This is a genomic window from Inquilinus sp. OTU3971, from assembly GCF_038440215.1.
The window spans coordinates 1-25,034 of sequence record NZ_JASATH010000072.1 but is presented as its reverse complement, the minus strand read 5'-3'; the positions used below and the strand labels follow the sequence as shown (position 1 = coordinate 25,034).

The following is a 25,034-nucleotide window of genomic DNA, read 5'->3' as shown; positions in this document are numbered from 1 at the left end:
GCACGGCCACCGGATCGGGCCAGCGTTACGGGCGAGGCTGCGACGGAAACGCCCCTTACAGCCCCGGACGGTAGTTCGGGGCCTCGTGGGTCACGGTGATGTCGTGGACATGGCTCTCGCGCAGGCCGGCATTGGTGATGCGCACGAACTCCGCCCGCTGGTGCAGGTCGGCGATGGTGCGGCTGCCGGTGTAGCCCATCGCCGCCTTCAGCCCGCCGACCAGCTGGTGGACGACATTGGCGATCGGGCCCTTGTACGGCACCCGGCCCTCGACGCCCTCCGGCACCAGCTTCAGCGTGTCCGACACCTCCTGCTGGAAGTAGCGGTCGGCCGAGCCGCGTGCCATGGCGCCGAGCGAGCCCATGCCACGATAGCTCTTGTAGGAGCGGCCCTGGTACAGAATCACCTCGCCCGGCGCCTCGTCGGTGCCGGCGAACAGCGAGCCCAGCATCACCACGTCGGCGCCGGCGGCAATGGCCTTGGCCAGGTCGCCGGAATATTTGATGCCGCCGTCGGAGATCACCGGGATGCCGGCCTTGCGGCAGACCTCGACGCAGTCCATCACCGCGGTCAGCTGCGGCACGCCGACGCCTGCGACCATGCGGGTGGTGCAGATCGAGCCCGGGCCGATGCCGACCTTGACCGCATCCGCCCCGGCGTCGATCAGCGCCTTGGCGGCGTCTCCGGTGGCGACGTTGCCGGCCACCAGCTGGGTCGAGTTGGTCAGGCGCCGCGCCCGCTCGACGCTCTTCAGCACGCCCTCGGAATGGCCGTGTGCGGTGTCCAGCACCAGCACGTCGACCCCGGCGTCGAACAGCGCCTCGGCGCGCGAGATGCCCTTGTCGCCGGTGCCGGTGGCGGCGGCGACGCGCAGCCGCCCCTGCTCGTCCTTACAGGCGTTCGGGTGCAGCTGCGCCTTGACGATGTCCTTGACCGTGACCAGCCCGATGCAGCGGTAGTCCTGGTCGACCACCAGCAGCTTCTCGATCCGGTTCTGGTGCAGCAGGCGCTTGGCCTCGTCCTTGCCGACGCCCTCGCGCACCGTGACCAGATTGTCCTTGGTCATCAGCTCGCGCACCGGCTGGGTCGGGTTGGTGGCGAAGCGGACGTCGCGGTTGGTCAGGATGCCGACCAGCTTGCCGCTCTTCTCCACCACCGGGAAGCCGGAGATGCCGTGCCGGTCCATCAGCGCCAGCGCCTCGGCCATGCTGGCGTCGGGGCCGATGGTGATCGGGTTCACCACCATGCCGCTCTCGAAGCGCTTGACCTTGCGCACTTCCTCGGCCTGGCGCTCGATGTCGAGGTTGCGGTGGATCACGCCGATGCCGCCGGCCTGGGCCATGGCGATCGCCAGCGGCGCCTCGGTCACCGTGTCCATGGCGGCGGAGAGCAGCGGGATGCCGAGCTCGATGCGCTTGGTCAGGCGGGTCCGCGTGTCCGCTTCGGCGGGCAGGATCGACGAGGCCTGCGGGACCAGCAGAACGTCATCGAAGGTCAGGGCGTCGCGGAACTGCATGTGGGGGCTCCCAGAGCTTGGAAGCGCCGCAATATAACCCCCCTCCGGCCGTTGTGAAGCGCAGATCTAGGGGGCCTGCGTTGCGTCTCGTAGATCTCGGCCCTTGAAGTCGGTGGCCACGACATAGACCTCGGAGCTGTCCTGACGGCTGGCCGCCGGCTTGGCGTGGCGGACCTTGGCGAAGTTGCGCTTCAGGATGTCGAGCAGATCCTTCTCCGCCCCGCCCTGGAACAGCTTGGTGATGAAGGCGCCGCCCGGCACCAGCACGTCGAGGGCGAAATCGGCGGCGGTCTCGGCCAGCGCCATGATGCGCAGATGATCGGTCGCGGTGTGGCCGACGGTCGGCGCCGCCATGTCGCTGAGCACGATGTCGGCCGGGCCGGCCAGGGCCTGCTTGAGCCGAGCCGGCGCCTGCGGATCGAGGAAGTCCATTTCCAGGATGGTCGCGCCCGGCACCGGGTCCATGCCGAGATAGTCGATGCCGACCACCTTGCCCTGCGGCCCGACCCGCTCCAGCGCCACCTGGACCCAGCCGCCGGGGGCGCAGCCGAGATCGACCACCCGCATGCCGCGGCGCAGCAGCTTCAGCTTGTCGTCGAGCTGCACCAGCTTGAACGCGGCGCGCGAGCGGTAGCCCAGGCGCTTCGCCTCGGCGACATAGGGATCGTTGAGCTGGCGCTCGAGCCATCGGGTCGAGGACAGGGTCCGCTGCTTGGCGGTCTTCACGCGCACGGCCAAGCCGCGGCTGCCGCGGCCGCTCGGCCCCCCCGCCCTTGCGGCGCCCGGCTTCTTCGGTGTCTTCATTTCACTCGGATGTATCAGGCGCGGCGCGACTGCGCCTCGGCCAGCAGGTCGAACAGGATGCCCTCGCGCACGCCGCGGTCGCCGACCCGCAGCTTGCCGACCGGCCAGGTGTCGCAGATCGCCTCGAGGATGGCGCAGCCGGCCAGCACCAGGTCGGCCCGGTCGCGCCCGATGCAGGGATAGGACGAGCGCGCCGCATAGTCGAGGCCGAGCAGCATGCGGCTGGCGCGGCGCGCCTCCTCGAAGGTCAGGGTGCTGCCGTCGACCTCGGAGCGGATGTAGCGCGGCAGGCCGAGATGCACCCCGGCCAGCGTGGTCACGGTGCCGGAGGAGCCGATCATCTGCACCCGGCCCTGGGCGATCAGTCCGCGCAGGTTGTTGCGCGCCTCGAAATCGGCCAATGCGGCGGCGGTCGTGGCGGTCATCGCCGCATAGGTCTCGGCCGAGACTTCGTGGCCGCCATGCAGCTCGGCCAGGGAGACGACGCCGAGCGGCATGCTGAGCGCATCGAGCGTGACCGCTTGGCCGTCGGAATCGAACTCCAGCCAGGTCAGCTCGGTCGACCCGCCGCCAATGTCGAAGATGATCGCATGCGGGATCGCGGGGTCGAGCAGCGGGGCGCAGCCGGCCGCGGCCAGGCGCGCCTCCTCCGTCGCCGGGATCATCTCCAGCTGCAGGCCGGTCTCGCGCCGCACCCGGTCGCGGAAGGCCGGGAAGTTGCCGGCCTGGCGGCAGGCCTCGGTCGCCACGGCGCGCGACAGAATCACGTTCTGCCGCCGGATCTTGGCGGCGCAGATGCGCAGCGCCGACAGGGTGCGCTGCATCGCCTCGGGCTGCAGCCGCCCGGTCGCGCCGACGCCTTCGCCCAGCCGGACGATCCGGCTGAAGGCGTCGACCACCTGGAATCCGCCGGTCGCGGCGCGCGCGATCAGCAGGCGGCAGTTGTTGGTGCCGAGATCCACCGCGGCGTAAAGAGGTTCGAGCCTCGGCGCCCGACGCTGATCGCCGGCCGCGGTGGCCTCGGCGATCGCGATCGACTCCACCACTGACATTCCTTCCATGGCCGTCCGTCCCGTTTCGAACGGCGCCTCCGTCCCTTCATCGAACTGTAGCGCAGGCGCGGCCAAAGTGGAAATGGGCCGGGAGTCGCATCCGCTCCCGGCATGGCAGCCGTTCCTTCACGCAGGCCTTTACACGGGCGGATCGCTGGGGTAGACACCCTCCCGCCGGCCGCTGGGGGATCGTCTAGTGGTAGGACAGCGGACTCTGACTCCGCCAGCCTAGGTTCGAATCCTAGTCCCCCAGCCAACTCTGGCTTTACCAGCCTTTTCAACGACTTAGCTGGCTCCTTCGGGAGCTGACGTTACACGTTGCCGTTACACGGCGGCGGGTCACGCTCAGCCAAGCCCATGGGAGCCCTTCGTTGAACCAAGGGCCGCCGACTCGCTCGGCCGCCTCTGAGGGCTGAAAAATGCTTCCCCCGTCTGACACCAATGGCGCCGCCGCCAGCACCAGCCCGGCCGCCCCCTGCATCGCTACCGGAGGAGATCGCATCTTCTCCGACGCCTGCCTCTCATGCCCAGCCTACGCCATCGAGTGCTTCCCCGCCCGCCCGGCCGGAGCCGACGATGATCGAGAGGCGGCCCCCACCACCCCCGCCGATGACCTGAAGGCCTTGCAGCGGGCTTGCGCGAACTCCCCGTGCCTAGCCAATGGCGGGGACCGCACCTTGTCGGGCGCTTGCCTCTCCTGCCCCGCCTACGCCCTCTGGTGCTTCCCCAGTCGGCCGCTTCGCTCTGTCGCGCCGTCGACGGTGGCCTGAGCATGTGGTTCGCAATCGGTCTCGCCGTGGGCGCTCTCCTCTGGTTCCCCGCAGGCTACCTCATCGCCACCTTCCGGCCCCCTGAGGTGCCATGAGGGAAGGCTGATCGCCCCAGCAACAGTGCCATAGCGGCGTCCCTTCGGGGGCGCCGTCCTCGTTCAACCGGCCGGTCGCACAGGCCGGCCATGGGAAATGGAATTCAACATGAGCGACAGTCTCGCCAAGGCCCTGCGGTTCATCAAGGAGCTACAGAAGCTTGACCCTTCCCTCACCATCGCCTGCGCCCATACCCTTCTCCTAGCTGCCAAGCACGAGGGACGGACCATCAGCTACATCGTCAAACAGTCGTCGGTGTCCAAGTCCACCGTGTGCCGATACATCCAGGACCTCGGGGAAACGCGGGTGTTGAAGCGCGTGGGCGGGAAAGGGCCAGCCGCGGGGCCCGGCCTCTTGATCACGCGGGACCAGTTGGAGGACAGGCGGGAGAAGGAGGTGTTCCTAACGGCGCGCGGAAGGGCGCTGATGGCGGCGATTGAGGAGATCATGGGGCGCCCGTAAGGGGCCGCCTTTGTAGCCCGTCGCGGTTCGGTCCTAGTGCGCGTCCGTGTAGCCACCCAGCTTCCCGCAATGGAGGCACCGAAAGGCGAACCCCACCGGGCTCCCATCGATTCTGAGCGACCGGACGAAATGGTCCCTCCTGGTGTCGTCCTCCATCCCCATATCGGCAGCGAGGGCGGCGAGCAGGTCAGGCCCAAGGGCTGCGGCTTCGCTGTAGCCGACAGCCCCCAGGAACTCGGCGGCATCGTTGCAGTGTGTCCACCACCGCTCCTGCTGCCAGCCTGAGAAGCCGGGTGTGCGGAAGGCGACCTCCTCGACCACCGGGCGCGGAACAGGCTCCCATCTGCCGTAGTCGCCTATTCCAGCCTCATCCATGAAGCAGGCATCGAACTTCTGATGGGCAGCGCCGCTTGCGATGCACCATGGGCAGAGCTGTTCACCTAACTCCTCGACCGCGTACACGGGGCCGCGATAGATGAAGCCCCGGTTTTCACCACAGCAAACGCACACCGTATCGGACGCGGCGATGCTGCCGGTCTCCAATGGCCTAGGATGGTACTTGAACGTTGGCAACTGCACGGCTCTCCCCCTCCACGGCGCCCCGAAAGACTACCTTCCGCGCGCTCCTCAGGACAGCCGTAGGCGGCACTGCCGTGCTCCTGGCCGTCCTCACGGGCCCCTCCCAGGCGCCCGCTAAGGAAATCATCGCGGGCCGCGCTTCGGTCGTCGACGGCGACACCATCGAGATCCACGGGCAGCGCATCCGGTTCTTCGGCGTCGACGCCCCGGAGTCGCGCCAGCTTTGCCAGGACGAGAACGGCGATAGCTACCGTTGCGGGCAGCGGGCCGCTCTGGCCCTATCCGACTTCATCGGCCGGGCGACCGTAAGGTGCACCGAACTGTACCGCGACAAGTGGCGCCGTCCCGTCGCCGTGTGCAGGGCCAAAAGGAAGGATCTGTCCGCGTGGATGGCGGTTCAGGGCTGGGCCATCGCGGATACCGAGTACAGCCGGGACTACGTCGGGCCGGAGGCGGAGGCGAAGGGAGCGCGCAGGGGGATCTGGCGGGGGGCCTTTGAGCTGCCTTGGGAGTGGCGGCATCGATCCCGAGGCAGATGACGGCCCTTAAGACTTTCCTCGCTTCCCGCCGCTACTTTTATCTTGAGGGTTTGTATCCGCCACCTGCCGCCATTTTTGCCCTGGAGCGGGGGTAGGTGGAGCACTTTTGCCTTTAACGAGTGTGCTCTTGCGCCCACCAGCGGAATAAATACCCGAGTCCGGCACGGGATTTCCTGGCCCAACGGATTTTTTAGCCATGACTATGTTTCTCCCTTGTTAGTTCTGGCGAATGCTGAGCAGTCGCTTCATTATCTTTTTTCTCATCGACTCTGGTCGGGCCGCCCTGAGCGTTGCGCGCTCTTCAACCGAAATCCAGTGATCAGGCGGAACGGTAAATATATGACAAAACAGAATTTTATGATGAGGTATGTAATATAAGTCTTTCAGAGTCGTTCCGCGAATCCGAGACTCTCTATTCTGACAAATCATCTCCAAAGTAACTATTGGAGAAGGGGCTTCCGCTGCTATTTCGTACAGTCGTGCGGTGAAATTCTTGACATGGTCATCGCTTCTCTGCTCCACCCTCGACAGGTCCGCGATGAAGGATGCATACTTCCGTACAAAGTCATGTGCTTCCCTCGCTCGCTCCGCGGGTTTGTATGCTACTGTAATTGCGCCGAACATCGCCGCGACCGCTGCAAGACTCGAAGCAATCCACTTCTCGCCCCCGATGATCGCGCCGAAAGCGCCGCTTCCCGCTAGCGCCGAAACTGCGGCCGAAAAATTCGAGATCCCGTCGAACCACGCGCGTCGTCGCCTAAAATAGCGCAGGCCGACGTGGGCACGGTAATCTAGGTCATCCCATGCTGCTTCTATCGCCTCTTCGGCGGTGGTTTCGGCCGCTGTTCGCTCAGCAGATACGGCCTCGGCGCGTCCCCCGTCTTCCCGGCCGTAACCCTGTGCCCCTTCAACCCCTCCCTGACTGAACTGACATCCGGTGCCGGTGTCTGGGGCTTTTGAGGAGGCCGCGGGGGTTTCTTCTGGTCGCTCATCTATCATGATCAGCAATAGTTAAATTAATCCGATATTCTTTCTCCAAACCACCTCACCGAGTCAATACGCCAATATCCTTCTCGCCAGCGGCGTAGACCGTTGCTCGGCTATGTACGCCTCCCGCGCACGGTAGCCTAATGGTGCCACCCATCAGCAGCGCCTAGCGAAGCGCCTTGGATGAGAGCAAGATCGCGGCATTGATCCGAGGAATTTTCCCCGGTCGGTCCTGAGGGGCAGGCCCATGCGTTTTCGATCAGGCATTCTCGTTGCCCTTGGCGGGGCTTTGCTCTGCCCGCTGGGTGCTCCTCCGGTCGCCGCACAGCAACCGACAACACCGGCGCCGGCCACCGACCCGCTCCAGGCCGAGAAGGATCTAGAGGCCCGCCTCAACTTCCATGAGAGGAGGATGGTGCAGGAAAGCCTGATCTGGGCCGGAACCTATTACAGCTTCACCGATGGCGCATTCGGCAAGCGCACGAGAGAGGCCATATCGGCGTGGCAGACGCGTTCCGGCTACCCGGCCACAGGTTATCTCTCCGAGCCCCAGCTCTTCCTTCTCATTGGTGTAGGGTTTGACGCCAAGGAACAGAATGGCTGGGTGCGCCTCTATGATCCGAAAACCCAGATCATCGTCAGCTACCCGAGCAAGCTCTTCACGAAGCGAGAAGAGAACGATGCCAATGGATACGACATCGGAAACCCTGATGACGGATCGTACCTGAGAACGGCGCGCTTCCCCAATGCTCCGCCCGGCTTCATCGATGGCCTCTACAACAACGGCTCGGCAGATCGGGGCCAGACGATCACGTACACATTCAGGCGGGGCGACATCTACATTCGCAGCGGTACACGCGGGTCATGGATGTTTTACGAGCGGGGGGAGCAACGGGGCAGCGAGGCCAGGGCGTATCGGTTGAATTGGCCGGCCTATCGAGCCGACATGATGGGATCGATCGTCATTGCGATGTCGGACAGCTTCTACCCCTTTGGCTACGACACGCCACAGGAGAAGCCGACCTATCCGACCTTCCTGGCGCTGACAGACAAGCTTGCTCCTTCGGTGCCTGAGCGCAGCACCGTAGCAGCCGCAACGCCACCGCAGCGCTCCAGTGAGCCCCCTAAGACCACCAGCAGTGGAACCGGTTTCGTCATCAGTAGGGACGGCTACATCGTAACCAATCGGCACGTGGTCGAGGGCTGCGCATCTCTCCGGTTCGATGGGAAGCCGGTGGACCTGGTGACTGCCGACACCAAGCGGGACTTGGCGTTGCTGCGGACAACGGCTCAGTTCCCCACCAGCATCCCCCTAAGGGAAGCCGTGAAGGTGGACCTCGGGGAAACCGTCATTGTCCTGGGCTACCCGTATCGAGGAGTCATCTCCACCGGCCTGAACATCACGGACGGAATCGTCACGTCCCTGAGCGGCCCCGCTGATGCCCCCTATCTCTTTCAGCTCAACGCCCAGGTGCAGCCGGGGAACAGCGGCGGCCCCATTGTGGACGACAAGGGCCAACTCATTGGGGTGGTAGTGGCCAGGGCCAACGATCTGGCCGTGGCGGAGGCAACCGGGACGCTGCCGCAGAACATCAACTTCGGCATCCGCGGGGAACTCCTCAGTTCCTTCCTTCTGGAGAATGGGGTCATAGCGGAGACCACGAACAGACCGGAGAAGGTGCCCACGAAGGATATCGCGGCCAAGCTAGCTCCGTTGGTGAAGCCGGTGATCTGCAACTGACAGAGCGAGGCAGTGCTCCAAGCGAAACCAACAATGGAGTCTGACCCTTCCACGGCTGACTGGTGCGGGCTGCCGTGGACCACGTGGGCGCCACTTGATTCCAGGTCCGTGCGGAGCCTGGCCCCCAAATTCCCTGGCCTGTACCGTATCCGTCGTGCCGGCGCGAACACCCCTCTGACCTACATTGGGCAGACCGGCCGAACCTTACGCGAGCGCCTGCTGTCCCTGTCGAACGGTGTCCACACCGATCGCTGTCCGTTCAACGACCCTCATACCGCCGCCCCGCATTTGTGGCTGTTGTCCCACCTAGAGGGCGTGGAGTTGGAGTTCTCCTGCGCGCCTGTCGAGGCCGACCGCTCCATCCTTCGCGGCACCGAAGACATGCTACTTTGGAGGCATCGCGTCGAGGTCGGGCGCTCGACTGAGGCGAATTATGGCCGCTTCTTTCCTGGCTGGTCGCGCCCCACCAACCGGCAGGTGCGGCGGGCAGGGGTCAGCAGGCCAGGACGCGCGGCGTCGCGGCTAGATTCCGCTTCCGAAGCGAGTCGGTACGACACCACAGAGCCGGCTCTTGCCGGTGAGGGCTCGATCCTCACGGCCGCGTGGTGGCTGCGTTCGCCGCTCTCGGAAGCAAGGCAGTTGCCTGCCCAGCCTGCTCTGTACTGCATCTATGACGCGGTGGCCGTTGAATCTGAGCCGGCCTATATCGGGCAGACTTCGTCGCTAGCGCAGCGGGCGGTGTCCCATGCCGCATCGCGATGGCCGATGAGAGCGGCTTGGCTCGCATATCGTCCACTGCCGACAGGGACGCCGAAGCATGTTCTTCATGAACTCGAGAGCGACCTGCTCGGCTGGTATTTCTGGCGCAACCGTTGTGCCCCTTCCTGCCAATATCGCTCCGAGGAGGGCCGCCAAACTGGGGCACTATAGCGGTCCCCATCAGCGCTGGACGGAGACCCGGAATGGCACCTGGAGGTCGCGGCCAAAAATTGGGAAAATTTGCGAGCGGGCATCTGATAGATAGCAGCGCGCGGTTTACCCCCCGTACCCCCTCGCGTGACCTTTACCGGGCGCGGGCCGGCGGCTCGACCACCCACTTGTGAAGGCGGGATGCAGGCGCCGTTTGGCTAGAAGCAATTTTACTAAAGTAGGTTGAGAAATGAACCTTCAGACAATCTCGCTCGATCAATTTCTATGCAAAGGAGCGTCCCAATACGCCTCGTCGAACCAAAACTCATTCGACAATCTGAAGCCAGCACTAGAGCCTCTGATCGGCAATACGATCCGCAATCTAGGGTCTGGATATGTACTATATGAGTTGGGGGCAGCTGGGAACACAGCCCTGAAGTACAACGGCAGCTTTGTTGGGCTTTATTACGACGAAGTTCTAGCCATCGAAACGAGCCATCAGGGGAAATTTCTCTCCGTGCCCCTAGTTCTGGATGCAGTGATACACCGCCAACTCCCCTCCAAGCGGATTCTTTCTCAGGCGGGAGAACGGGCCTTGGTGAAGGCTTGGATGGTTGCAAACAGCCGTATCCCTAATCCTTGGCCATGACTGGCTTCTTGCTAAGAAGGCCTTGCCCATAAACGACCGGTTTCGGACAGCCTCGCCAGACCTGTCCATAAATTATGGTTGACAGAATTTCGGACATGTCCATATCTTCGTTGACCTTTTCGGACACCCTGAGGCTTGAGACCATGGCCACCCGGACCTTCGCTTATGCCCGCGTCAGCACCAGCGACCAGACGACCACCAACCAGCTTCGGGAGATCGAGGCCGCAGGCTTCCACGTGGAGCCCCGGCGGGCCGTGGTCGAGACCGTGTCGGGAAGCACCAGCGCCCTTGAGCGGCCCGGCTTCGCCAAGCTGGTCGACCGACTGGAGAGCGGGGATGTCCTGGTGGTCACGAAGCTGGACCGGCTCGGCCGGAACGCGATGGATGTCCGGGCCACCGTCGAGCGCCTGGCAGCGGAGGGCGTGAAGGTCTACTGCCTCGCCCTCGGGGGCATGGACCTCGCCAGCCCGGCCGGGAAGATGACCATGGGCGTCATCAACGCCGTGGCCGAGTTCGAGCGAGACCTGATCATCGAGCGGACGCAGGCGGGATTGGTTCGGGCCAAGGCCGAGGGGAAGACGCTGGGTCGGCCCCTCTCGCTGACCGCCGAGACCCGCCAGGAGATCGCTCGGCGCCTTGGAGAGGGCGCTTCGGTCGCGTCGCTGGCCAGGGAGTTCGAGACCAGCCGACAGACTGTGATGCGGGTGCGGGACGGGGCGGCCGCTTGATTGCGGCTAAGCCTTTGATCGGCCGCGGCAATCCGGCTTCGGCCTTCCAAGCATCCACATTAGCCCCGAACAGCGGCTTCCAAACACCTCCATTAGATATGACGGCGCACTTGTTAGGCCGGTCCCGCAGCGATGGCGACGCCGCCCCTAAACCCAGCCATTAGATCCCGACAACGGCGGACTGCGGCTGTTCCAAATGCCGCCATTAGATGCCGGTGACGGCGTCCAGCCGCGCCCATTGATGGCCCTGCCGTTTCTAAAGATGCCCACTAGATGCCCGGCAGCGGTGGCCCTCGCGTGCCGGCAGCAGTTTCCAAACGTGCCCATTAGCCCCGGCCCCGCTTTCGTGCTTGCTGGTCCGGTCAGTCTGGCAACGCCGGCTTCCATACTCACACATTAGATGATCCGACATGGTGTCCCGCGTTCCAAACACCCCTATTAGATCCCAGCAGCGGCGGCCTGCGGATTCCATACATCAACATTAGATGCCGGTGACGGTGGACTCGGACTTCCACGGTCATGGCGCCGCCTTCTAAACCCACACATTAGATCCCGGCACCGGCGTTCGGCGGGTTCCAAAGAGCCCCGTAAGATGATCAGCACGGCGGCCGGCGGCTTCCAAACCGCCCCACTAGACCCCGGCAACGGTGGCTTGCGGCTGCCATCGTGGCCCTGATTGAGTCCGCGGCATCGTCCAAATGGCCACACTAGCCCCCAAGGCCGCGACCTGGGCCGGCGGCGAGTGTTCCAAATGATGCCACTAGACCCCGAGGGCGGCGCGCTCCACGTTCGCCTGTCGAGCCCGTGAGGGTAGCAGCGGGTTTCATGGGTGGCGATGTCACCGTCCAAATACGCCCGCTAGATCCCCGGTGACGGCGTTCTGCGTCCCTGAGGCTGCGTCCAAAGCGCCCCGTTAGATGCCCCGAGCAACGGCGGGTGCCGTTTCCAAACTCGTCCGTGAGACCCCAAGCGCGGCGGCCGGCGGCTTCCAAACATCCACGCTAGATCCCCGGCTGTCCCTTCCAAATCAGCCCGTATGCCCCCCGCAACGGCGGGCTGCGGGTTTCCAAACATGGCCGTTAGCCTCCGGCGGGTCTCTCAACGAGGCTGGACGGGGGGCAGCATGTCCGCCTCCGCCGTCGAGACCGTTCCGATCTCGTAATGATGCCTCCGTGTGCCGGGGTGTACTGGAGTTGTTTTCGCAGGATCGGAGACCACCGAGGCCCGGTCCCCGTCCGCCCATCTGTCAAGTGACCTGACACGTCCCTCGACGGGCGCTGCCCGCGTCCATCAACGCCCCGCCTTCCACCGGCATCCGCCGATCCCTGGGGCCACCATCAATGCGGCTGTGCCGCTAGGAGAGCCCCACCATGCCCAAACCAATGCGCGGCGAGGATGCCGCCACCCTGTCCCGTCCCTTTCAGCCCTACCGGCTTCCCATCACGGCCACCTCACGCGACCTTGCCAACGCCATCGGCGACCTGATCGAGGATGCGGAGGACCGGGGGCGTGGCCGCAAGGCCGCTGATCGAGTGACCTTTCGGGCCACCGTCGCCGCCCTGGTGTCCGATCTGGCCTATCGCCAGCGGGAGACGGGGGGCGAGGAGGTGGCGAATGCTGATGGGTTGATGGTCCCTGCCGGTCTTCGCCTGTCCATGAGCCGGGGCACCCTTGGCTGCAAGTCGTCCCGCTACACCCCGACTTGGCTGGGCAAGACGCTGCGCGATGTCGTCAAGCTCATGGCCCTACCGGGGGTCGATCTGGTCACCGTGGAGCTAGGCGCCTGGGGGACGGATCACGGCAAGGGGACGCTGTCCATCGTGCGCCCCGGACAGGCCCTCATCGAGCGCTTTGAGGGACTGACATTCGCTGACCTTGGTCTCTGCCCAACCCAGGAGATCGTGATGCTACGGGCACCGGATGCGTCCTTCTGGGACCGTGGCAAGCTGGTCGATTACGACGACGACAAGACCACCATGGCCCTGCGGTCTGAGGTGCGGACGATCAACGAGGCCCTGGCCCTGGCGGATGTCACCTTTGTGGCCGACCACCCCGGCACCGAGCGTGTTGACACCTCCCTCCGCAGGCTGCGCCGCTGTTTCAACCGGTCATCCTTCGCGAGCGGTGGTCGGCTGTTCGGTGGCTTCTGGCAGAGCATGACCAGGGAGGAGCGGCACAGCATCCGCATCGACAGCGGGGAGGTCGCTACCCTGGACTATGGGCAGATCGGCCCTCGTCTCCTCTACGCCCTGGCCAAAGCCGAGCCACCGGCCGGACACCTCTACGCCTTGCCGCTCATCGGCGGGGAGCACCGGGACGGGGTGAAGATGCTGCTGGCCGCCGCCACCTTCGCGACCAAGCGCATGAAGGCATGGCCCGAGGGCTGTGCCCGCCTATTCCCCGAAGGGTCGACTCTCAGGGCCATGCTCACGGCCATCGAGCTAGGCCACCGACCAATCACCCCGCTGCTCTACAAGGGGATCGGTCACCAGACCATGCGCACCGAGAGCGACATCCTGGTAACCGTCCTGCTGCGGCTGATCGACCAGGGCATCACGGCCCTGCCGATCCATGATGCGGTCATCGTGGCGAGGCCCCATGTCGAGGCCGCTGAACGGGTGATGACGGGGACCTTCAGAGAGTTCACTGGTCTGGAGATCCCTGTCACCAGGGAGTGACCTACTACCGTGGTCTCGTCCTCCCTTCTCTCTAGGATTTAACCATGAACAGGGAGGCTCGTTCCTCCCCTCGTTCCCCTATCGTTCAGGGGCTCCCTACTACGGAGCCCGTAAGCCCTCGCCGACCCGATCAGCGCCCCTAAGCACAACCTGAGCGGGCGCCTTACGCCACATTCACAACCATCATGACGTGCCCCTGAACGGGGCGCGAAGGAGAACGCATGCCCATCACCGCCACCCGGCCCCCCGCCATCGCCCTACGTTCCCCGAGGCGCTGATTATGTCCCGAGGCTCACCCCAGTTCGCGCTCCCGCTGAAGTCCACCCGCCGCTACCACGGCATGATGCAGACCAAGCCCACCGCATCGCCGCCTGTCGGGACCGCTTCGGTCTTCCGGACGGTCGCCCTACCGGGGGGCGTGACGATGGATCTGACCGTGACCGCCGAGGCCCTGGCCGATGGCACGGTGGGGGACGGGACCGTCTTCACCTGGGTCTTCGATAGCTGGCCCGTCGCCATGAATGACGACGGCACGTTCTTCGACGCTTGGGAAGTTGCCCTGGGCGAGGCGCTGGACGCTGCCCTAGGGGCCATCGCCTTCAGCCACCCCCACCACACGGAGAGATCATCACCAACATGACGACGAATGCCACCGCCACCCCGAGGAGGCGCGGCCGATCCAGCACCATCCTCCGCCCGCCAGTCTTCTCCACCGACGACCGCGGCAACCTTATCGCCATCGTCACGCTCGCCAAGGGTGCCGGGATCTGCACCGTCGACCGCACCGATTGGGACGCGCTCCTCGCCCGCGGCGTCTCCCCGAACTGGTATCTGGGGACCAGCGGCGTCGGCCGGAACCGTAAGCCCGCCATCCGCACCACCCGCCGCGGAGAGATTGTCCAGGTTGCCCGCCTGGTCTTGGAGGCCACGCCGAACCACCGACTGGTCTACCGGACCTCGGATCGGACGGACCTCCGCCGGGTGAACATCAGCCTGAAGAAGGTCAACGCCCGCGGCGAGGGCGATGCCGTCACCGGCATCAAACGTAAGACCACCTGGGTCTCGCTCGCCCAGACCCCGAGGGCGAAGACCAAAGCGCAGGAATTGGCCGAGCGCCGGGCCGCTGACGATGCCGCTCACGCCGCCTACCGGGCTGCCTCGGTCGAGCGCTATGGCCGATGGATGGCCTGGATCGAGGAACAGGTGACCAGCGGCCGAGACCGCAGGGAGGCAACCGCCGAAGCCCAGGAGCAGGCGAGAGCCGAGCGCCGCGCCTATTGCGCCCTCCACGGGCTCGATCTGGCCACCGGGCGGTTCCCGAGAGAGCCGAGGAAGGGCCACAAGGCCCAGGCCCCAGTGATCCCCGCAGCCCCCGTTCATGGCGCGACTGTGCCGACCGTCGCCCCATCGCCAACGCTGCCCTTCAAGGTCGCCTAAGGCCGCCCTGCGCCTGGCTCTGGCGAATGCCGCTACGGCTTCGTCCAGACTCGCTAGGAGCCCCTCGGCGCCCCGTCAGCTACCCACACGTAGCCAAAATCGCAAACGCCCGCCTAGCGACTCCTGAGAGTCCTCAACGGGCCATCCGCCAATCGGCCGCCTCGGACCACCGGGAGCGGCCTTCTTCGTGTGCGCGTGCACAACCACTGGGAGATAAAATGACAGATCATACAACCATGAGTGAGGTGAGCGCCTCGAACGAGGGCGACGACGACAGGCGGCCCGCCGAGGTCGTTCCATTTGCCCCAGGCCGCATCAGCAGGAAGCCCAACCGAGCGAAGGAAGCGGCACTTTCTGCGGATCGAGCACGGGATCTACTAGACCTCGACCCCGAGACCGGCATCGTCCGCTGGCGAGTCAACCGGGGGCCCGCAAAGGCCGGCTCGATAGCGGGCACCGTTCGAACCGACGGCTACATGACCATCGGGATCGACGGTCGCCGATATCTCCTCCACCGCGTGGTCTACCTCCTTCATCATGGCCACTGGCCAGCCGGCATATTGGATCACGTCAACGGCGACCCGCGGGACAATCGCCCGATCAATATCAGACTTGCGACGGTGAGCCAGAACGGGGCGAACAAGCGGCGCGCCACCAGCAAGAGCGGCTTCCGGGGCGTCTATCAGCGCTGGAGGAAATGGCTTGCTCAAATCTCGGTCGATGGTCGGCTGCGCTCCATTGGCATGTTCTCCACCTCGGAGGATGCCGCTCGGGCTTATGACCGCGCCGCCGTTGAGGCCTTCGGCCAATTTGCCACGACCAACGCCGCGCTCGGGCTGCTTCCCGCCGTAGTCTCGCCACCACTGTCAAGTGCGGCTTGATGCGTACTCAACGCCAATAGTCCGCCCCACCGCTACCTCACCTCTCAAACGCGCCCGCCCGGCAGCCCCGGAGCGGGCATCTTCATGCCCACACCACAGGAGAATCAGAATGACCATTAACAGTTTCACCTTCGGCGAAGTCGTCGTCTTGAACGGCCATGTTGTCACCGACATAACTTCGGCCGAGGTCAACTGGAAAATCATGCAAGAAATCGGCGTACAGTTGGAGGCCTTCTATAACAAAATCAAAGATCGCCTGCCTGTAAAACTCTCCGACCTCACCCTCCATCGGGACCTGGAGGAGGTGCTGAATTTCGACATCCGCTGGAAAAGCATACCTCTAGCTCTGCAGGATGCCGACATCGACGTGGCGCATTTGGCGCACGAGGTCTATTCCGAAGATGATGAGGCCGTGGTGGTCGCGGACTAACCGACCTAGACGACTTCCGCCCCCGATCCTGGGAGCGCTGATCGCCCTCTTCATTCTGCACAATGCCCCCTGACGAGCCCGCCCGGCGACCCCGCGGCGGGCTTCTTCATTTCCATCGGAAGGAATCGCTATGACCACGAACACGAAGAAGCGTGGCCGACCTCGCACCATGCTCCGCCCACCGGTCTTCACCGCCGACGACTACGGCAACCCTATCGCCATCGTTACGCTCGCCAAGGGGGGCGGTACCTGCACCGTTGCTCGGGCCGATTGGGATGCGCTCCTCGCCCGTCGCGTCACCTCGAACTGGTACCTGGGGACCAGCGGCGTAGGCCCGAACCGGAAGCCCGCTATCCGCACCACCCACCGCGGAAAGATCGTCCAGCTTGCCCGACTGATCTTGGAGGCCACACCCAACCACCGGCTGGTCTACCGGACTTCCGACCGCACCAACCTCCGCCGGATGAACATCAGCCTGAAGAAGGTCAGCGCCGGGGCGAAGGTGACGCCGCCACCGGCATCAAGCGCAAGACCACCTGGGTCTCCCTTGCCCAGGCCCCGAAGGCGAAAACCAAGGCCCAGTTGGCAGCCGAGAAGCGGGCCGCTGATGATGCCGCGCACAAGGCGTACCAAGCCGCCGGGACCGAGCGTCACTCCCGCTGGATGGCCTGGATCTTGGAGCAGGTAACCGCCGGCCGCGATCGGAGCGATGCTTTTGCCGAGGCCCAGGAGCAGGCGAGGGCCGAACGGCGGGAGTATTGTGCACAGCACGGGCTTGATCCGAGCACCGGACGGTACCCGAGGGCACCGAAGAAAGGCCACAAGGTAGAGGTGCTAGTCCCGACCACCCCGGTCCCACTCACCGTCAATCCCGGATCGCTTCCGTTCCGGGCCGCCTGAGAGACCGGGCAGGCACCCTGTCCCTCATCGAACGCTATCCGCCGGCCCCTGCGAATGTCTGGCGGCCGTCTTGCGGCGCCACCAGAGTTCCCCGAGGCAAACGCATATCGCCGGCCAGCCTCGATAGAGACGGCCATCCGGACACGCCCCGCTGCGGCATCGGAGAAAAGCCGGGTCGAACCCGCGGACCTCGAACTCCTCTCTTATCAGCCGAGATTCCCGAGAGATGCCCGACTAGGAAGCGCGCCGTTGTAGATCTAAGCTACCAATTCCCAACGGAGTTTGGCGGCCAATGTCCGAGCAAGTTTCTCTAAAGCATCACTATCTGCCTGAGTTTTATACTAAGCGCTGGATCGCGAGCCGCAATGGCAAGCTCTGTGAGTTTAGCTGTCCCTACCCAGTAAATAAAGTGATTAAACCAAAAAGGGTACATCCTGCCGAGACTGGCAATGAACGTGGTCTGTACGAAATAAAAGGAGTGGCGCATGAACAGGCACAGGTCGTCGAGGATGGCTTTTTCAAGAAACTGGATACTCTCGCCAGCCAAGCTCTAGACCGAATTGAGGCCGACGACATGCTGGCCAGCAACCCGCCATTGCGAAGCGCATGGTCAAGGTTTGTGCTTTCTCTTTTGCTTCGTGCTCCGAATGACCTGAAGTGGTTCCGCGATGATTATCTGGGGCGACTTCTCGCTGAGGCCGATCAACTTGACCCTAAGTGGCTGACATTGCGGGGGCCGGAAGACCCAATGACTGTGCGAGAAGTCCTTAACGAATCCGATCCCGATATAGCACAGCGGAGAGCGACATTGCTCTTGCGCGAGCTAATCGACCACTCGCATATCTGCGGCGGAATGAATAATATGCGCTGGTTTGTCATTGACATTCCAGAAGAAGCTCCTGAACTGCTGACCTCTGATCGGCCAGTAATCACGCCTGCGAAGAGCTTCTTAAGCCCTAAGGGGCAAATCTTGATGCCAATAGGGCCAAGACGGCTCTTTGTCGCCACCGTAGACGTGGCGCTTGGGAAGGCCATCTGGGCCACGGATCGGGCGGAACTCGCCGAGGCTGTAAATCAGCAAGTAGTTGGCCAGGCCGAACGGTACGCTTATGGGAGCGATGACAGTTCTCTGGCGTTTGTTCGCGATTTCATGTTTGCTGCGCCCCAACCCTCCCTATTCCAGGTTCTCGCCCATATGAGGGCACGCCGGCCGAGCGGAGCGTAACCCGCCGTGCGCGCCCATGAAGCACCGTCGCGGCCCCTTCAGCGAAGACCTACGGGCGGCCCGCAACCCCGACGCGGCGAACCCGCATCTCCTCATCGGCGCCCTGAAGGCTCGCCGCGAGGAGGTCATCCGGGGCGCCCGAGAGCTGGCATGGGCGATGACGAGATCACCGCGCTCCTTAGGGACGGGATCGAGACCGCGGAAAGGCGCATTTTCGGTGACGCGGGAAGGGGCCGCTAGAGGCTCTGGTCCGGGATCGCATTGAGAACAACTGGGATATCGGGATGCGGCTTTCCGATGTCTCGTCCCTCACCGGCATCGTGGCGAAGTGTGGGAGGTGCAACCGGCGGCGGGAGCTGGACCGGCGGCGGCTCATGAAGCGGTTCGGCCAGGATGCCCGGCTGTTCAGGATCGAGCTGGCGTTGAGGTGCACCGGATGCGGGAGTGAGGTGGCCTGTAGGATCGAGTTGAGGGCGCCTAGGCGGGACTGACCCCGAGGCCCCTAAGCGTCCAGATCGATCGCTTCTATCTCAACAAGCTTCGCGAGCCTTTTACCCATCGGTGAGGCTATATATACGCCACCATCGAAACCAGAGATCGACAAGACAAAACCAGTTCGAAGCAGAGATCCACAAAACGAGAGGTAGCCTTCTTCGTTTATGGAGAGCCGAGCCATGGATTTCTCTTTCGCCTCCTGAAACGCATTCACATTTTTTTGGTTGTTTTCGATAAGACCATCCTCAATCGCCTTAAAGGCGCACAGAAGGTCAGCCAGGACTACAGCCTCCTCCCTGCGCAGGGACGAAAGTGAGTCGGCCAGAGATAAAAATTCGTCCGCTTGGATCGAGTGAACTCTTGCCATTCCAACGAAAACGCGCGCCATCAGTCTTAGATTGCGCTTCGCAGCTCCCTCCATTGCGGCACGATTAAATCGCAGGAGTATTGCGATGGTTTCATCGTCTACCTGCACGTAAGACGGCGGCAAGTTTCCTCGCCGCATCTCGTCCAGGAACACCTCTTTCGCGCGTTCTTGCCGCTTCCGCCAGACGCCTTCGACCAGAGAGGAGACTGCCTTACCGAAGGGTAGCCCCGAGGCAGAGGCGGCAATGTCTCCGATGAAGTCGGGAAGCAAAGTCATTTCTCAAATCCAGGTACGAGAGGAATGAAAGAGAGGGTTGCGCTTACGGGGCGCCGATTTCAAGCACCCAGGTTAGGCCTTCCCGTGTGGTGAGGCGTGCTGTAGCCTTCCGTGGATTTCATATGCTCCTTTTCGGATTATCTCATTGGCCAAGGCCAGCCCCGGAGCCCTCTTTTTGGGGCTCATCGTTCTCATCGCCCTGGGCAAATGCATGGGGGACCGCTCCTCCGCACCCCAGTACGTCACGTTTGCGCCGGCTCCGGATGCGCCCTCACTGCCGACCCCACCGACCCCAACTCCACCCCCGATCACGGCCCTGACCGCTGCTCCTTCGGCTCCCGCCATCGCAGCCCCTCCAGCGGCCTCGACGGCACCCGTCAAGTCCAACTTGACACGTACCCTCACCCCCTCCCTTCGGAAGGTCACGGCCCAATCCCTGAACATGCGTCGAGGGCCTAGCACCGGCTACGACCGCTACGGTGACCCGCTCCCTCGAGGGACCATCGTGATGCACACAGGGGACGCTCAGGAGGTCGATGGGGAGAGCTGGATGGAGGTGTCGTACCAGGGACGCCTAGGGTGGGTGAACGGGCGCTTCCTGGGGCCAGTGGATACGGTGACGGCGCCGCCCGCCACGGCGACCACCAGGGCTGCCCCCGCGGCCCGCCCAGCGACGCTGTTTGAGGCGCCGCAGGCGGAGACCCCAGCCGCCCCGTCAAGGCAGAGCCGGAAGGTCAACTCAGGGTTTACCTGTGGGGGCAAACGGACGTGCGGCCAGATGAATTCCTGCGCCGAGGCCAACTTCTACCTGACTGAATGCGGGCTCTACAGGCTCGACAGGGACCGTGATGGGTACCCCTGTGAGAGCGGCCCGTGCTGAGCAATTGGAGATGCGACCGATGAAGCGGATCATACTCGTCGCAGCGCTCGCGTTGGGGAGCATGCCTTCTCAGGCTGCGGAGCTGACAGGCGACTACTATGTGAAAGTGGAGGTGGTCAACGAGCGGTTGGCGCCAGAGAACGGTGAGGTTGTGAACCGCATCTATCGCGGTCAGAAGCTGACCGTTTACGAGGTGCGCAGGGGATGGGGCTTGGTCACGGCTCCCGGATATCAGGCCCGATGGGTGAAGCTCTCGAATCTGTCGCGCGAAAGGCCCGAAGTCGCGCAATGGGAGCCTCCGGCGGAGCTAAAGGACTCCCGTATTGCCGCGGGCTCGTTTGTTGTTCCCGGCGAGTACGGCCTCTCCGAAGATGATGTGCTGACCCTCTGGCGCGGGGCAAACATGATGCTGCAGAACGGAACGTGCAACTATGTTGAGGGAGGCGACAAGAGTGTAAGCAAAGCTAACCAGTACTACATCTTTTGCGAGGGTGATAATCACTTTTTCACGAAATCCGACCTGAATGATTGACCCATGAGCAACGCGAACTCGCCCGCTCGCAGTTTGGGGGCCAAGCGCGAGCCCAGCCCCCAAACGAAGAGTCGATGCGAAGTCGTGAAATCAATCGTCGTCGGCGCGGCGCACAGAAAAGCCCAGGCCCTCAAGGACCTCGACGTGATAAGGAGTATGCCTCTCTCTTTTTTCGGGCGAAACATCCTTTACGGAGTACCAGAGCCCCTCGACCTCAACAAACCACCAGTTATTTCCACCTAAATCCTGATGCCCTTCTTCAGGAGAAGAGTAACCGGTGCAGTCGATAGCTCGGCTTATGACGTCTCTCCTGTCGTAAATCTCTCCCATGGACTTTGCCTTTCAGAGATGAATCGATTGCAATCAGAGCGTGGTTTAGGGAATGTCTCTTAGTTTTTGAAAAGAGACTTGCACCGGTCGGCCAGAAACCGAAACGCTCTGCGGCGTTCCGTTTCCGAAGTCTTGTGGCCAATCAATCTTCAACTGGAGATTGGCTCCCGGCGGAAGGTGCTGTCCGGTCACCAGCGTGGCGCCATGCGGCGCAGTGAGTTGCACGACACCCTGGATGCGCCCCGCTTGTGGAGTGTACGTGCCATCATAGTAGCCGCCGAAGGCGTCCACGCCTGAGACAATGCCTTTGCCGACGTATATGCATCCGGCTCCTGCACTGGCTTGGCCGCTGTAGCGCATGACATATAAGGCGCTCATTTTTCCTCCAAATCGCTGATCTAAATGGCATCTCAAACGTCTGATGGCCGAATTCTTTGCCGTCCGAATGGGACTTCCAACCATCAGCGATTGAATTGTAGGCCCGCTTCGAGGCAGTCGGCAACGGAGTGCTGCACTACTGCCGACCGCCGTCCTGCCGCAACAGCTCCTCACACCTAGAGGCCACCGCAAGCCACACCAGGCGACCCTCTTCGGCGAACCTCTCGGCTCTCTTGCGGGCCTCCTCGGGCGCCCTCTCGCCGTGCTGCTTCACGAGAACCTGAGCGGTGCGCCATAGGTCCAGATCACTGGGCTGGGTCACTGCGGGAGGAGATGCCACGCATCCTGATACTCGGCCTCCCATCTCGACCATATGCCGGCGTGCAGCGGGGACGTACCGCGCTTCTTCAGGACAACATTGAAGGACGCCTTCCTCGGCTGCCCATTTCGACCTGGCTTTGAGAGGTAGTCAAAATGAGGCTGCGGACCTTCGGTGCGAGCGATGACGCCGGGGATGATCCAAAGCCGCTGCCCGCCGGGTAAGAAGCTGAGTTGAGCCCCCTTTGCGACCGGCAGAATGGCAAACACGAAATCCCGATCCCCTAGCCGAGCAATCGACTCAGGCCGTCCAAGGCGGATCTGCTCTACCCCGGTGCTGGCCTTTACCGATACATCAAAGCTGGCCGTCCGCGCGGTGACCCGGATGTCCACTGTAGGATTGTTCACGCGGTGCAGGGCCGCGCCGTAGCCCCTTGCCTCTAGCTGCTGGCACACCCACCGTTCCCACGCGGAGCCAATCTCGCCAGTCGTCTGCACCATCCAGACCTCCCCCGACTTCGTTCTCGGCGCTCGTATCGCTTAGGTCGCCCTCCCACTACTCTATCTCATACCGAGGAAATCGTCCCACCTCGGCCGCCACATCCTCCAGCGTCAAAGTCTCCTGCCGGTCCCCTACGATGCCCGCTGAGTGCCCTCTTCGCCGTCCCGTCGCCGAAGCCTCGGCCGGATCTTCCCCGGCTCGGGCTTGCCCTCCTCCAGGGCATCTGTCGGCACGTCGGGATACGCGATCTTCTGCACGACCTCGTCCCTGAGGTGCCGCAACAGATGGCCATCGCTGTAGGTCGCGAGGGTGAACGACTTCTTCTCGTGGCCTACCACCTGGGCAATCTCGCCATCTGGTATGCGGGCACGGTCGAGACAGGTGATGACGTTGCGGCGGAAGGAGTGGAACACCAGCCGATCCTCGCCCGTCCTGGGATCAAGCTGGACTGCCCCAACAGAGCGCCGAAGGACCGTGAAGGCCCGCGACAGGTACCATGAGCGCTTCTTGTCGGGGCCGGCGGGGGCCAACTCGGGGAAGATCGGGCCGGTCTCGGGGAGGTGGTCGAGCAAGCCCAGGCGGATCAACTCCGAATGGATGGGCACCACGCGCACCCCGGCTTCACTCTTGGCTTCGGTGATGTCGAAGACCCAGACTCCGTGTTCCTGTCTCACGTCCTCCCGGTCGAGCGAACATATCTCGTTCAGCCGCATCCCGGTGAACAGGGCGATCCGCGTCACCCACCACATGGGCCGGCGGTAGAGATCCTGACGGCCCTTTCCTGAGGCCCGAAGGATGGCGGTGACGTTGTCGGGGGCGAACGCGATGCGCTGCGTCTTCTGCGACTTCACCACCTTGCGGAACTGGTCCTCAAAGGGGTTCACCCCCGCCACGGCCTCCCGCTTCTTCGCCCAGTCCCACAGGCCGGTCAGGGACGAGACGTATCGATTAATCGTCTTGTTCGAGAGACCCTTCGGCCCCTCCCCGTGCAGCCTAAGGAGTTCGGTGAAGGAGCGCTCCTTGGTGTCCGGCGAGCGCCCCCAATGGGGATCGAGACGGGCCACCTTGTCGAAGAACTGGACGGCATCTCGGGGGCGAACTCGCGCGAGTGGCTTGTCCCCCCAGAATGACGAGAACAGGCGAAACACGGCCTCTTCCTGGCCAACCGTCTGGCCCTTTAGGGCGTTCCTCGGGTCTCGCTGCCGCTCCTGGTGGTAGGCCTTCGCGAGTTCGCTCACGGCGGGCATGAACTGGGCCGGCGGTGTTGCAGGCTCACCGTGTCGCAGCTCCGTGAGGCGCGCGCTCAGGGCAGCCAGGCGGGCTTCCTCCTCTACCGTCAGGTTGGCGGGGACGCCTTCAAACTCCTCCCGCTGCAAGCGTTCGACGAGCGGCTCGGCCTCCAACTCAAGCCCGGCCTCGCTCGGATCGTCGAGATCATCAGGGCCGCCCCCGGAGCCCTCGGTTTCAGGAAAGGCCTCCCGAGCCCACCGCAACGTCTCTTGATAGATGGCAGAGGGGGACGCCCCAGGTGGCACCGCTGCGGTCCCTCGGGAGGGCTTGGCGGGCACAGACCGGCCTGCCTCCATGTCCGCCCACCGGGCCTGCAAGGCGGACACCCAGGCCCACCGTTCCCGCTGCGCGATGGAAAGGTCTCGGGTCTTCAACGAGATGACCCACTCCGCCCGCCCCTCAGCCTTCCTTACTTGGCTCGGGACGGTCATGCGCAGGTACCATGTCTGGCGGCGCTGCAGGAGAAATCGTAGATCGGCCATCAGGCGCTCAATCCCGGCTAACGTTACACGCTGACGTTACACATTCCTGTTGCATCCGGGGCTGAAATGCAAGATATTCCAATCCGTTGATGAGGTTGATGGCCGGGTCAATGGGGCTCCTAGTCCCCCAGCCAAACTTTTCGGCAAATCGATTGCTTAGGGCGCCGCGAGGCGCCCTTTGTCGTTTTTGCGTGTCGCAAAACTGTGCAACACGGATTCGACACGAGATGGTCCGCTGATCGAGGCTGACGGCCCAATTCCGGATCGGGGCGGGTCCGGATCGGGGTGTTCCGGGGGGACGGTGGCGCAGGAAGGATGGTGTTAGGCCGTGAAGGGGCCCATGATCCCCGACATAGGAGGCTCATCATGAGGAATCCCTCGCTCGAAAACGGTCGTAGACGTAGCGTGCTCCCCGGTCTGGCGGCGCACCGAGATCGCGATGCGGCGGAAGCCCGCGCCGACGCCGAACACTACGCCAGGCATGGCAATGTCGGCATGCGTACCGCGTCGATGGCGGCCGTCGAGACCTCTGAAAGGGCGGCAGCCAAGTTCCGCGATGAATATGCGAGGCTGACCTCGGGACCCCGAAGGCTCTAGATTACACGTCTGGCACGGCAAACACGACATCAGTCGCGGTGACCGGCCTCCCGATGGGGCGCAGCTCATGTAGCGCGGTCGCCGCCCTGCCCGACTAAGAGAGGCGACGCCATGGCCGCCGCTCAATGGGTTGATCGCGTGCTTCCGAACGGCCATGCCCCAGCCACCGAAGATGATCTTGCTCCGCTAGCCAGCGCGCGCGGG

General features: G+C 63.7%; 24 protein-coding genes and 1 tRNA gene. 15 read left to right on the top strand and 10 right to left on the bottom strand.

Annotated elements, in window-relative coordinates:
• Positions 1-55: 55 nt before the first annotated feature.
• From guaB to AAHM41_RS18865, 3 genes are all read right to left on the bottom strand, one after another.
• The gene (guaB, locus tag AAHM41_RS18875) at positions 56-1,516 is read right to left on the bottom strand and encodes an IMP dehydrogenase (RefSeq protein WP_342238114.1); all 1,461 of its coding nucleotides are present in this window, start codon (positions 1,514-1,516) and stop codon (positions 56-58) included.
• A gap of 66 nt (positions 1,517-1,582) precedes the next feature.
• Entirely contained in the window at positions 1,583-2,320 is a 738-nt protein-coding gene (locus AAHM41_RS18870) for an RlmE family RNA methyltransferase (RefSeq protein WP_342238113.1), read from the bottom strand.
• 14 nt (positions 2,321-2,334) lie between these two features.
• A complete protein-coding gene (locus tag AAHM41_RS18865; protein WP_342238112.1) occupies positions 2,335-3,381 on the bottom strand; it encodes a Ppx/GppA phosphatase family protein in 1,047 nt (348 codons plus the stop codon).
• A gap of 173 nt (positions 3,382-3,554) precedes the next feature.
• Between AAHM41_RS18865 and AAHM41_RS18860 the strand changes: the two genes are divergently transcribed.
• Together AAHM41_RS18860 and AAHM41_RS18855 are read left to right on the top strand one after the other, a co-directional pair.
• Positions 3,555-3,628, top strand: a tRNA-Gln gene (locus AAHM41_RS18860).
• 718 nt (positions 3,629-4,346) lie between these two features.
• Positions 4,347-4,700 (top strand): hypothetical protein, encoded by a 354-nt coding sequence (locus tag AAHM41_RS18855; RefSeq protein WP_342238111.1) that lies wholly within the window; start codon positions 4,347-4,349, stop codon positions 4,698-4,700.
• Positions 4,701-4,733: 33 nt separating this feature from the next.
• Here AAHM41_RS18855 and AAHM41_RS18850 read toward each other — a convergent pair whose 3' ends face one another.
• Positions 4,734-5,273, bottom strand: a complete 540-nt coding sequence (locus AAHM41_RS18850; protein ID WP_342238110.1) for a CbrC family protein — start codon at positions 5,271-5,273, stop codon at positions 4,734-4,736.
• A gap of 80 nt (positions 5,274-5,353) precedes the next feature.
• Here AAHM41_RS18850 and AAHM41_RS18845 point away from each other — a divergent pair, with 80 nt between their 5' ends.
• Positions 5,354-5,818: a thermonuclease family protein gene (locus tag AAHM41_RS18845; RefSeq protein ID WP_342238109.1), complete on the top strand. Its 465-nt coding sequence runs from the start codon at positions 5,354-5,356 to the stop codon at positions 5,816-5,818.
• A gap of 216 nt (positions 5,819-6,034) precedes the next feature.
• Here AAHM41_RS18845 and AAHM41_RS18840 read toward each other — a convergent pair whose 3' ends face one another.
• Positions 6,035-6,826, bottom strand: coding sequence for a hypothetical protein (locus tag AAHM41_RS18840; protein ID WP_342238108.1), 792 nt, complete (start codon positions 6,824-6,826; stop codon positions 6,035-6,037).
• 226 nt (positions 6,827-7,052) lie between these two features.
• On the opposite strand from AAHM41_RS18840, the gene AAHM41_RS18835 reads away from it, so the two are divergent.
• The 9 genes from AAHM41_RS18835 (at position 7,053) to AAHM41_RS18795 (ending at position 18,383) form a co-directional block, all read left to right on the top strand.
• Entirely contained in the window at positions 7,053-8,546 is a 1,494-nt protein-coding gene (locus tag AAHM41_RS18835; protein WP_342238107.1) for a trypsin-like peptidase domain-containing protein, read from the top strand.
• Between the two features lie 1,159 nt (positions 8,547-9,705).
• Positions 9,706-10,104: a hypothetical protein gene (locus AAHM41_RS18830; RefSeq protein WP_342238106.1), complete on the top strand. Its 399-nt coding sequence runs from the start codon at positions 9,706-9,708 to the stop codon at positions 10,102-10,104.
• A gap of 143 nt (positions 10,105-10,247) precedes the next feature.
• Positions 10,248-10,832, top strand: a complete 585-nt coding sequence (locus tag AAHM41_RS18825) for a recombinase family protein (protein WP_342238105.1) — start codon at positions 10,248-10,250, stop codon at positions 10,830-10,832.
• A 1,370-nt stretch (positions 10,833-12,202) separates the two neighbouring features.
• Entirely contained in the window at positions 12,203-13,510 is a 1,308-nt protein-coding gene (locus AAHM41_RS18820) for a hypothetical protein (RefSeq protein ID WP_342238104.1), read from the top strand.
• A 340-nt stretch (positions 13,511-13,850) separates the two neighbouring features.
• Positions 13,851-14,150, top strand: a complete 300-nt coding sequence (locus tag AAHM41_RS18815; RefSeq protein ID WP_342238103.1) for a hypothetical protein — start codon at positions 13,851-13,853, stop codon at positions 14,148-14,150.
• On the top strand, positions 14,147-14,947 hold the full coding sequence (locus AAHM41_RS18810) for a hypothetical protein (protein ID WP_342238102.1): 801 nt from the start codon (positions 14,147-14,149) through the stop codon (positions 14,945-14,947). Before AAHM41_RS18815 ends, AAHM41_RS18810 begins: the two co-directional genes overlap by 4 nt.
• Before the next feature lie 236 nt (positions 14,948-15,183).
• Positions 15,184-15,828 (top strand): HNH endonuclease signature motif containing protein, encoded by a 645-nt coding sequence (locus AAHM41_RS18805; RefSeq protein WP_342238101.1) that lies wholly within the window; start codon positions 15,184-15,186, stop codon positions 15,826-15,828.
• A gap of 109 nt (positions 15,829-15,937) precedes the next feature.
• The gene (locus tag AAHM41_RS18800) at positions 15,938-16,258 is read left to right on the top strand and encodes a hypothetical protein (RefSeq protein ID WP_342238100.1); all 321 of its coding nucleotides are present in this window, start codon (positions 15,938-15,940) and stop codon (positions 16,256-16,258) included.
• A gap of 1,192 nt (positions 16,259-17,450) precedes the next feature.
• Positions 17,451-18,383: a DUF4238 domain-containing protein gene (locus AAHM41_RS18795; protein WP_342238099.1), complete on the top strand. Its 933-nt coding sequence runs from the start codon at positions 17,451-17,453 to the stop codon at positions 18,381-18,383.
• 502 nt (positions 18,384-18,885) lie between these two features.
• On the opposite strand, the gene AAHM41_RS18790 is transcribed toward AAHM41_RS18795, so the two are convergent.
• On the bottom strand, positions 18,886-19,521 hold the full coding sequence (locus AAHM41_RS18790; RefSeq protein ID WP_342238098.1) for a hypothetical protein: 636 nt from the start codon (positions 19,519-19,521) through the stop codon (positions 18,886-18,888).
• Positions 19,522-19,732: 211 nt separating this feature from the next.
• Between AAHM41_RS18790 and AAHM41_RS40640 the strand changes: the two genes are divergently transcribed.
• Complete coding sequence (locus tag AAHM41_RS40640) at positions 19,733-20,401, top strand: excalibur calcium-binding domain-containing protein (RefSeq protein WP_446719462.1); 669 nt, start codon at positions 19,733-19,735, stop codon at positions 20,399-20,401.
• 19 nt (positions 20,402-20,420) lie between these two features.
• Complete coding sequence (locus tag AAHM41_RS18785; protein ID WP_342238097.1) at positions 20,421-20,933, top strand: hypothetical protein; 513 nt, start codon at positions 20,421-20,423, stop codon at positions 20,931-20,933.
• Positions 20,934-21,023: 90 nt separating this feature from the next.
• On the opposite strand, the gene AAHM41_RS18780 is transcribed toward AAHM41_RS18785, so the two are convergent.
• The 4 genes from AAHM41_RS18780 to AAHM41_RS18765 all read right to left on the bottom strand — a co-directional run bounded on the left by AAHM41_RS18780 (position 21,024) and on the right by AAHM41_RS18765 (position 24,233).
• The gene (locus tag AAHM41_RS18780) at positions 21,024-21,263 is read right to left on the bottom strand and encodes a hypothetical protein (protein WP_342238096.1); all 240 of its coding nucleotides are present in this window, start codon (positions 21,261-21,263) and stop codon (positions 21,024-21,026) included.
• A gap of 45 nt (positions 21,264-21,308) precedes the next feature.
• Positions 21,309-21,641: a hypothetical protein gene (locus tag AAHM41_RS18775; protein WP_342238095.1), complete on the bottom strand. Its 333-nt coding sequence runs from the start codon at positions 21,639-21,641 to the stop codon at positions 21,309-21,311.
• Positions 21,642-21,959: 318 nt separating this feature from the next.
• Positions 21,960-22,460 (bottom strand): hypothetical protein, encoded by a 501-nt coding sequence (locus AAHM41_RS18770; RefSeq protein ID WP_342238094.1) that lies wholly within the window; start codon positions 22,458-22,460, stop codon positions 21,960-21,962.
• A gap of 132 nt (positions 22,461-22,592) precedes the next feature.
• Positions 22,593-24,233 carry a DUF6538 domain-containing protein gene (locus AAHM41_RS18765; RefSeq protein WP_342238093.1) on the bottom strand — a complete coding sequence of 547 codons (1,641 nt, stop codon included), beginning with the start codon at positions 24,231-24,233 and terminating at the stop codon, positions 22,593-22,595.
• 366 nt (positions 24,234-24,599) lie between these two features.
• Here AAHM41_RS18765 and AAHM41_RS18760 point away from each other — a divergent pair, with 366 nt between their 5' ends.
• Positions 24,600-24,830 (top strand): hypothetical protein, encoded by a 231-nt coding sequence (locus AAHM41_RS18760; RefSeq protein ID WP_342238092.1) that lies wholly within the window; start codon positions 24,600-24,602, stop codon positions 24,828-24,830.
• Positions 24,831-25,034 lie beyond the last annotated feature (204 nt).

What these genes read in the sequence shown, in the direction of transcription:
- guaB (WP_342238114.1), bottom strand. Translation starts at nt 1,516, where the DNA reads ATGCAGTTCCGCGACGCCCTGACCTTCGATGACGTTCTGCTGGTCCCG.
- AAHM41_RS18870 (WP_342238113.1), bottom strand. Translation starts at nt 2,320, where the DNA reads ATGAAGACACCGAAGAAGCCGGGCGCCGCAAGGGCGGGGGGGCCGAGC.
- AAHM41_RS18865 (WP_342238112.1), bottom strand. Translation starts at nt 3,381, where the DNA reads ATGGAAGGAATGTCAGTGGTGGAGTCGATCGCGATCGCCGAGGCCACC.
- AAHM41_RS18855 (WP_342238111.1), top strand. Translation starts at nt 4,347, where the DNA reads ATGAGCGACAGTCTCGCCAAGGCCCTGCGGTTCATCAAGGAGCTACAG.
- AAHM41_RS18835 (WP_342238107.1), top strand. Translation starts at nt 7,053, where the DNA reads ATGCGTTTTCGATCAGGCATTCTCGTTGCCCTTGGCGGGGCTTTGCTC.
- AAHM41_RS18830 (WP_342238106.1), top strand. Translation starts at nt 9,706, where the DNA reads ATGAACCTTCAGACAATCTCGCTCGATCAATTTCTATGCAAAGGAGCG.
- AAHM41_RS18825 (WP_342238105.1), top strand. Translation starts at nt 10,248, where the DNA reads ATGGCCACCCGGACCTTCGCTTATGCCCGCGTCAGCACCAGCGACCAG.
- AAHM41_RS18820 (WP_342238104.1), top strand. Translation starts at nt 12,203, where the DNA reads ATGCCCAAACCAATGCGCGGCGAGGATGCCGCCACCCTGTCCCGTCCC.
- AAHM41_RS18815 (WP_342238103.1), top strand. Translation starts at nt 13,851, where the DNA reads ATGATGCAGACCAAGCCCACCGCATCGCCGCCTGTCGGGACCGCTTCG.
- AAHM41_RS18810 (WP_342238102.1), top strand. Translation starts at nt 14,147, where the DNA reads ATGACGACGAATGCCACCGCCACCCCGAGGAGGCGCGGCCGATCCAGC.
- AAHM41_RS18805 (WP_342238101.1), top strand. Translation starts at nt 15,184, where the DNA reads ATGAGTGAGGTGAGCGCCTCGAACGAGGGCGACGACGACAGGCGGCCC.
- AAHM41_RS18800 (WP_342238100.1), top strand. Translation starts at nt 15,938, where the DNA reads ATGACCATTAACAGTTTCACCTTCGGCGAAGTCGTCGTCTTGAACGGC.
- AAHM41_RS18795 (WP_342238099.1), top strand. Translation starts at nt 17,451, where the DNA reads ATGTCCGAGCAAGTTTCTCTAAAGCATCACTATCTGCCTGAGTTTTAT.
- AAHM41_RS18790 (WP_342238098.1), bottom strand. Translation starts at nt 19,521, where the DNA reads ATGACTTTGCTTCCCGACTTCATCGGAGACATTGCCGCCTCTGCCTCG.
- AAHM41_RS40640 (WP_446719462.1), top strand. Translation starts at nt 19,733, where the DNA reads ATGGGGGACCGCTCCTCCGCACCCCAGTACGTCACGTTTGCGCCGGCT.
- AAHM41_RS18785 (WP_342238097.1), top strand. Translation starts at nt 20,421, where the DNA reads ATGAAGCGGATCATACTCGTCGCAGCGCTCGCGTTGGGGAGCATGCCT.
- AAHM41_RS18780 (WP_342238096.1), bottom strand. Translation starts at nt 21,263, where the DNA reads ATGGGAGAGATTTACGACAGGAGAGACGTCATAAGCCGAGCTATCGAC.
- AAHM41_RS18775 (WP_342238095.1), bottom strand. Translation starts at nt 21,641, where the DNA reads ATGAGCGCCTTATATGTCATGCGCTACAGCGGCCAAGCCAGTGCAGGA.
- AAHM41_RS18770 (WP_342238094.1), bottom strand. Translation starts at nt 22,460, where the DNA reads ATGGTGCAGACGACTGGCGAGATTGGCTCCGCGTGGGAACGGTGGGTG.
- AAHM41_RS18765 (WP_342238093.1), bottom strand. Translation starts at nt 24,233, where the DNA reads ATGGCCGATCTACGATTTCTCCTGCAGCGCCGCCAGACATGGTACCTG.
- AAHM41_RS18760 (WP_342238092.1), top strand. Translation starts at nt 24,600, where the DNA reads ATGAGGAATCCCTCGCTCGAAAACGGTCGTAGACGTAGCGTGCTCCCC.